Origin of the sequence: Arthrobacter sp. SO5 (assembly GCF_020532805.1) — a bacterium.
Taxonomy (GTDB): Bacteria; Actinomycetota; Actinomycetes; order Actinomycetales; family Micrococcaceae; genus Arthrobacter.
Window position 1 is genome coordinate 37,516 of the sequence record NZ_MQTQ01000068.1, and the last position, 5,663, is coordinate 43,178.

Sequence of the window (5,663 nt, forward strand, 5' to 3'; positions counted from 1 at the left end):
AGCAGCCGTCCCGACGCTGACCACGCCCCAGCCGGGCATCACCGCGACGCCGGCGCAGCCGAACGGCTCCGAACCGTTTCCGTGGAGCATCGTGATCTTCGTGGGGACGGCCGTGGGACTGCTCGTGGCCCTGGGCCTGATGGCCAAGCGCCGCCTCACCCCCGGCCCAGACTCGAACGATGGCGCCGGCGCCGGTACCTTCACCCGCACCGAAGGCTGAACCAAAGCAACGCGGGGTCACTTCGCGCCCATCCGGCGCCCCGTGATGGGCCGTATCTGACCCCGCGTTGCTTCCGCAACGGGCTGCGCCTACGCGGGAGCGGTCAGGGCCAAGCCGCCGGTCAGGCCGGAAGGGCAGCCGCCGGGGTGGACCTTGTCCGAGATCGCCTGGCCCACCACCTTAGCCTGGCGCAGAACTTCCTTGGGCGTAGGGGTGATGAGCCCGCCGACGCCGACGAGGTACATCCCCACTGCGTGCATTGCTGCCATCAGGTTCTGGCCGGCTGCCATGCCCAGGTCGGACAGCATGCGGCGCAGTTGGCTGTGCGCACAGCGGGTCAGGACAAGGTGGTCCGCCAGCAGGATGCCGCCGGGGGTTCGCACGGCCCACTGTTGCGTGGGGCCCGTGACGCCGGCGTCGACATGGTCCAGCTGCAGGGCCCGGATATCGTTGCGGACATCGAGCTTATGGCTCGTGGCGTAGTTCCGCAGGTGACGCAGGATTTCGTTGCGCTCCCGCAGTGTGGCGGCGTCGGCCGCGTCGCAGCGCTGCAATGAAGAGGTGTTTGCCGGATGCCCGGCGCCCAGCAGATCGAGACCGTCCACGATAATGGACTCGACTCCGCGGCGCTGCAGTTCGCTGGCGACGGCCAGGCCGGAGAGCCCAGTGCCGATGACGATTGCGGTGGTCCGTTCGATCCCCCCAGACAACGGCATACTCGACACTGCAGGGTCCCTCCTCGAATGATGCCGGCTACGGGGCCGATGCCCCGCACGCGTTCCGGTTCCCGGCCCTGACGCCGGCCCCTTCGGGAGCAGCGTTCTGAAACACGAGTCTCGGTTCAGCAATGCCTCGAAGACTACCTAAGATTCCCCGTCTTGGATAGTGCACCCGAAACATTGATTGAGCTGGGGATTCTCGGGGTTTCTGCTGCCGGACGAGGGCGGAAAACGCCGTCATTTAGCCCCGCCGGCCCCTTGTTCGGACACTTGCTCGGCCCACTGTTAACCCTGGTGAAAACCGTGCCCGGGGCACCGCCGTGGCCCGCGCGCAGGCCCGCTTGCTTGTTCCCGGCAAACCGAGAATAGTGAGAAAAACCAGGGGTTTTCGACGCCAGAATCCGGGGCGGACTGCCGATGACGTTGCGCGGGAACCCTGTAACCGGACACCTCTGGCAGAATAGCCGCAACATCAGGCAAGAATCGCGAGGAGGCGGACCCCATGGGCCGAGACCAGGTGCATCCGGATCCGGCAGCGGAACCCGGCGGTGAGACCGTAGCTCCCCGGGGAATAGTGGTCGGCGTCGACGGTTCCGACCATAGCCAGTGCGCCTTGGTCTGGGCCGCCCGCGAAGCCGAGCGCCGCCGTCGCCCCTTGCATATTGTGACCGCGTATTCCGTCCCCATCTTCGCCGCGTCAGGGCTCGACGGCGGTTACGCCACCGTCGACGATTCGGTGATCCGCGAGGGCGCGGAAGCCATCCTGAGGCAGGCGGTGAACAAGGTCGCCGTGTACAACATCGACGTTGACGCCTCCGTCGAGAACGGCGACGCCTCCGGTGTGCTGCTCGAAATGAGCGAAACCGCGGAGCTGCTGGTCTTCGGCACCCGCGGCCGCGGCGGCTTCGTGGGCAGGCTCCTTGGCTCCGTCAGCAGCGCCCTGCCCGCCCACGCCAAGTGCCCCACCGTCACGGTGCCGCTGATCTGCGCGGACCGCCTGGGCGAAACCACCGATGACAAGCACGTCAGGGCCGAGCAGGCCAAGATGGGTCATATCCCGGTCGAAAACGTCGTGGTTGTGGGCGTGGATGGGTCCGAGCAGGCCCGCGTGGCGGTCCTTGAGGCGGCTGCCCAGGCCGAGCGCCTCGCGGCGCCCCTGCGGGTGGTTTGCGCCGTGCCCCAGTACAACGGGTCGCTGGCCTGGGTCCCGGCCCCGATGGACCGTGAGGCCCTGTTCGCGGACATCAAGATCCAGCTCGACGCCGGCGTGGCCTGGCTTAGGAGCCATTTCCCGCGGCTGCCCGTGGAGACCCAGCTGGTGGACGGTTCGCCGGTTGACATCCTTGTGGAGGCCAGCCGGCACGTCGAACTCGTGGTGGTCGGAACTCGCGGCCGCGGCGGCTTCGCCGGTATGCTGCTGGGCTCCACTTCGGACGGCATCCTGCACCACGCCAAAGGCCCCGTCATGGTGGTCCCGGACCGGGACGATCCGCGCCTGGCCGACCGGGCCAGCTTCGGCCCCATCCTCGGCGGCCAGGGCAGCTAGGCGGCCAGGGCGGCCGGGCGGCTAGGGAAACGGGAGGCCGGCGGGTGGAGCAGCTCCGCAGCCCGGACACGCCCGGGCATCCGCCCGGCCCGCCGCCGCGGAACGCGGCGCAGCAAACGCCGCCGCCGCAAGCGCTGCAGCACGACCTCGTGCTCCCGCTGGAGCGGGTCAGCAGGGACATGCTCCCCGACGTGGGCGGCAAAGCGGCGAATCTGGGGGAACTCCTCCGGGCAGGGCTTCCTGTTCCGGCCGGATTCTGCCTGACCACGCAGGCGTACCGGCGGGCCTTGGCGCACGCGGGGCTGAAGCCCATCCACGCAGCGCTGGACTCGACGCCGCCGGAGGACCTGCCGGCGCTCGCCGGGCTGGCCGCCGCGGCCCGCGGACTGGTCCTGGACGCCGGTGTTCCCGCGGACATCGCCGACGCCGTCCGCACCTCCTATGCGGCGCTGGGGACGGACGTTCCCGTTGCCGTGAGGTCCTCCGCGACGGCCGAGGACCTTGCCGCCGCCAGCTTCGCCGGCCAGCAGGACACATTCCTCAACGTCGTCGGCGCCGACGCCGTGGTGGCCGCCATCCGGCAATGCTGGGCCTCGCTGTGGACGGACCGGGCCGTCAGCTACCGCGCCACCCACGGCGTCAGTCCCTCGGCCGTGTCCCTCGCTGTAGTGGTCCAGCGCATGGTGGATGCCGCCGTCGCCGGAGTCCTTTTCACGGCGAACCCGGTGACGGGACGGCGGCACGAGGCGGTCATCGATGCCAGCCCGGGACTCGGCGAGGCGGTGGTCTCAGGGGCCGTCACCCCGGACCACTTCGTCGTCGACGGGGCAACCGGGCAGGTCCTGGAGCGCCGGATCGGGAGCAAGGCCCTGGCCATCCGGCCGCTGCCCGGCGGGGGAACCGAGCGGATCGAACTGGCCGCCGGCGCGTCAGCACCCTGCCTGGACGACGCCGGGCTTGCCGCGCTGGAACTGCTGGGCCGCCGCGCGGAGGTGCTCTTCGGCTCGCCGCAGGACCTCGAATGGGCCATTGACGGCGACGGCATGCCATGGCTGACCCAGTCCCGCCCTATCACCACCCTGTACCCCCTGCCGGACAAGCCGCCGGCCCGGGAAGGGCTCCGCATCTTCCTGTGCTTCAGCCTGGCCCAGGGCCTGACCCGCCCGCTCACCCCGATGGGGCTGGCCGGGTTCCGCCTGATCGCCTCCTCGGTGGCCCGGGCGGCGCACTTCGACGTTCCCGACCCCCGCGACGGGCCGGCCCCCTACGTCCAGGCCGGGCAGCGCCTCTTCTTCGACCTGACCCCGGTGGTCCGCAGCACACCCGGCCGCGCGATCGTCCCCCGCGTGTTCGAAGTGATGGAGGCCCGCTCCGCGGCGGTGCTGCGCCGGCTCATCGATGATCCCCGGTTTTCCGTCACCATCCGATCCCCGTTCCCGGTGCTCCGGCACATCGTTCCGGTGGCGGCCCGAGCCAGGGTCCCGGAAGGATTGCTCCGCGCCCTCTTCCGCCCGGCCGCGGCACTGCGCCACGTTGAGCGTTTTGGTGAGCGGTTTCGGTCCGCCCTCGTGGTGCCGGCAGGCTCCAGCCCGATGCAGCGGCTGGACCATGCCGAGCGAATCCTCGGCCGGGAACTCTTCACCGTTGTCCCGAACGTGCTGCCGCTGCCCGCCCTGGGCTTCGCCCTGCTGGCCGCCGCCGGCAAGCTGCTGGGCCGCCGTGCCGAACCGGGGGAGCTGCAGGCGGTCCTGCGCGGACTGCCCAACAACGTGACCACCGAAATGGACCTGGCGCTCTGGCAGGTGGCCGCCGGGATCAGGGCCGACGCCGATTCAGCCGCGGCTTTCGCCGGGACGCCGCTGCCGGAACTGGTCCGACGCTACCGCGCCCGCGGGCTTCCCGCCGCTGCGCAGTCCGGGCTCGCCGGTTTCCTGGGCAGGTACGGCCACCGGGCCGTTGCCGAAATAGACCTCGGGATGCCCCGCTGGTCCGATGACCCGACGCATATCGTCGGGGTCCTGGCCAACTATCTCCGGCTGGAGGATTCCGCCCAGGCCCCGGACCGGCAGTTCAGCGGGGCGGAACGGGAGGCCGAGGAGAGTGTGCGACGGCTCGTCGCCGCGGCGCGGGAGCGGAGCCGGTTCCGCGCTGCGCTGGTGGAGGCCGCGCTGAAGCGGACCCGGCTGTTCGCCGGCCTACGCGAACTGCCGAAGTACCACATCGTGGAGGCCCTTGCCTCGGTGCGCGGGCAGCTCACCGCCGTCGGAACCGAGTTGACCGCGACAGGGTGCATCGACGCTGCCGGTGATGTCTTCTTCCTGGACCTGGTCGAAGCCCGGGCGGGCCTGAACGGCGCCAGACTGCAGGGCATCGTTGCCTCGCGCCGCAACGCCTATGCGGAGGAACTTGGCCGCCGGCACATTCCGCGCGTGCTGCTCTCGGACGGCACGGAGCCCGAAGCGCTTCACCCGGCAGGCGGGCCCGGAGCAGCGGGTCTGGCCCCGGGGACCCTCGCGGGCACCCCGGCGTCGGCCGGCACCGTCACGGCCCTGGCGCGCGTGATCCTTGACCCGCAGGGGGCGCACCTGGAGCCGGGTGAGATCCTCGTGGCGCCATCGACGGATCCAGGCTGGACGCCGCTGTTCCTGACCGCCGGGGGTCTCGTGATGGAGATGGGCGGCCCCAACTCGCACGGCGCCGTCGTCGCCCGCGAATACGGGATTCCCGCGGTGGTGGGAGTGCCGGATGCGACGAGCCGGATCGCCAGCGGGCGCATCATCACGGTCGACGGCGCCGCCGGCACCGTCGTGCCGGCCGGCCGGCTCCCGGACCCCTCGACGCAGCGGGGGTCATGAGCGAGGAAGGCGGCCAGGAAGCGCCGGCGGCTGGCGCGGCACACCCGCGGCAGCGTCAGGCGCGAGGCACGCAATCGCGGATCGAGGACGCCTGGCTCCCCGGCTGGCTGGTGCAGCGCCCGCTCACCGCGGGCTGGGCCTGGACCGGTTTCTGGGGGGCCCTGATCGTCGCCGACGAATTCGTTGACCTGGCCGGGTGGTCCTGGTACGTGCTGATCGGGCTGGCCGCACTGCCCACGCTGCTGGCAACCATCACACTGCTGCAGGCAACGCCCCGCCGGTACCTGTTGCCGCGGCGGGAATCGGTGCTGGGCCACTTCTTT

4 protein-coding genes and 2 pseudogenes are annotated in these 5,663 nt (G+C 70.9%); 4 read left to right on the plus strand and 2 right to left on the minus strand.

Features of this window, described 5'->3' with window-relative positions; translation table 11 throughout:
- Positions 1-220: pseudogene (locus BJG92_RS12790) on the plus strand (hypothetical protein); the annotation flags it as partial.
- 89 nt (positions 221-309) lie between these two features.
- Here the strand turns inward: BJG92_RS12790 and BJG92_RS12795 are convergent.
- Entirely contained in the window at positions 310-936 is a 627-nt protein-coding gene (locus BJG92_RS12795) for an FAD-binding protein (RefSeq protein WP_232084387.1), read from the minus strand.
- A gap of 475 nt (positions 937-1,411) precedes the next feature.
- A complete protein-coding gene (locus BJG92_RS18560; RefSeq protein ID WP_308011657.1) occupies positions 1,412-1,540 on the minus strand; it encodes a hypothetical protein in 129 nt (42 codons plus the stop codon).
- On the opposite strand from BJG92_RS18560, the gene BJG92_RS12800 reads away from it, so the two are divergent.
- From BJG92_RS12800 to BJG92_RS12810, 3 genes and pseudogenes are all read left to right on the plus strand, one after another.
- Positions 1,514-2,485 carry a universal stress protein gene (locus tag BJG92_RS12800; RefSeq protein ID WP_232084451.1) on the plus strand — a complete coding sequence of 324 codons (972 nt, stop codon included), beginning with the start codon at positions 1,514-1,516 and terminating at the stop codon, positions 2,483-2,485. The genes BJG92_RS18560 and BJG92_RS12800 overlap by 27 nt on opposite strands.
- A gap of 179 nt (positions 2,486-2,664) precedes the next feature.
- The gene (locus BJG92_RS12805; RefSeq protein ID WP_232084452.1) at positions 2,665-5,340 is read left to right on the plus strand and encodes a PEP/pyruvate-binding domain-containing protein; all 2,676 of its coding nucleotides are present in this window, start codon (positions 2,665-2,667) and stop codon (positions 5,338-5,340) included.
- Positions 5,337-5,663, plus strand: a pseudogene (locus BJG92_RS12810) (hypothetical protein); the annotation flags it as partial. The gene BJG92_RS12805 and the pseudogene BJG92_RS12810, both read left to right, overlap by 4 nt.